Origin of the sequence: Streptomyces sp. 2A115 (genome assembly GCF_052245575.1) — a bacterium.
Classification (GTDB): domain Bacteria; phylum Actinomycetota; class Actinomycetes; order Streptomycetales; family Streptomycetaceae; genus Streptomyces.
The window spans coordinates 1-1,368 of record NZ_JBQQCG010000221.1; the positions used below are offsets into that span (position 1 = coordinate 1).

Genomic DNA, 1,368 nt, shown 5'->3' on the forward strand with positions numbered 1-1,368 from the left:
CCGTCCCGGTGAGGTTGTGGCGTTGTTCGCCGGGTTGTCGTGGCTGGTGGGTGGGGGATGTCCAGGCCGTGGTCCCCCGGTTTGTGGTCCTGCGGAGGGAAGCCTCCACGCACCCATTCGATCCCGGCCGACCGGGCGGGATCATGACCTTGCTTCGGGGGCCGGGCTGCTCATTCAGGTCATCGAGCGCGGCGTGGCCGGCTCATGCAGCGATGCGAGCTCGCCCGGGGCTTGGTGTCCCACTCTTTGGATGTGGTCGTCACGCGGGGGTGCACGGCTCCTTCGGCTGGCGTGCCGCCTCGGCGTCGCGCAGCAGGTGGTAGGCGTGGGTGAGGAGTTTGCGGGCGATCGCGATGGTGGCGATCTTCTTCCCGCGGCGGTGCGCGATCTGTTCGTAGTGGGCCGCGAACTGCGGGGAGCGTTTGGCGGTCTGTGCCGCCTCGTTCATGATCCAGCGGAGCCAGGGGTCACCCTGTTTGGAGATGTGCCCGTAGCGCACGGTGCGGTCCGAGCCCTGGACGGTGGGAGTGAGCCCGGCCCAGGAGGCGAGCTTGCGGGCGGAGGGGAAACGCGCGATGTCGCCGACCTCGGCCACGATGATCTGGGCGGTAAGCCGGCCGACGCCGGGCAGCGTGGTGAGCGCCTTCACCCGCGGGTCCGTCCTGGCCGTCTCGGTCAAGCCCTCGTCGATCCGGTCGATGACCTGCTGGAGTGCGTCGATCATCTCCAGCAGGTCGGCCACCACGTGCCGGGAGGCTTCCGGCAGCGGCAGCTCGTCCAGCCAGGCCCGGCCCGGTGCGCTCCAGCAGCTGGACGCACGGTCACAGCCATGGTGGGCCAGGACCGCGTGGATCCGGTTGCGCAGCAGCGTGCGCAGCCGTACCAGTTGGGCGCGGTGGCGCAGCACGGCCCGCTGCTCACGCACGTGCGGTGGGGCGATCCACGCCTCCGGCAGCAGGTCCGCGCGCAGCAGATGGGCCAGGGTCGCGGCGTCGACCTTGTCGTTCTTCAGCCGCGCCGAGGCGATCGCCTTGCACTGCAGGGGATGCGCCATGTGCGCCTCGAAGCCGTAATCCTGGAGCAGCTCGATCAGCCAGCCCCAGCCGAACGCCGCCTCGAACGCCACCGGTGTGCCCACCGGCAGATCTCCGATCACCCCCAGCACCGGCTTCCGACCGTTCGGCACGTTCCGGTTCACCGCGATCTTCCCGCCCTCATCCGTCACAGCGATCTGCGACCGACGGCGGTGCACATCAATCCCGACACAAGCCTGCATCCCGGGCCTCCTCCTCGAGTCCGAACCATCCGCAACCGATGGTCCTCCGGGCCCGCCCGAATGGGGCCCCGGCCCTCATAGGGTCAGGTCAG

Annotated in this window: 1 protein-coding gene; it reads right to left on the minus strand. The window is 69.8% G+C overall.

What is annotated here, in order from left to right; genetic code table 11:
• Positions 1 to 259 precede the first annotated feature (259 nt).
• Positions 260 to 1,276 (minus strand): IS110 family transposase, encoded by a 1,017-nt coding sequence (locus ACTWQR_RS55685; protein WP_443235008.1) that lies wholly within the window; start codon positions 1,274 to 1,276, stop codon positions 260 to 262.
• Positions 1,277 to 1,368: the final 92 nt, after the last annotated feature.

What these genes read in the sequence shown, in the direction of transcription:
- ACTWQR_RS55685 (WP_443235008.1), bottom strand. Translation starts at nt 1,276, where the DNA reads ATGCAGGCTTGTGTCGGGATTGATGTGCACCGCCGTCGGTCGCAGATC.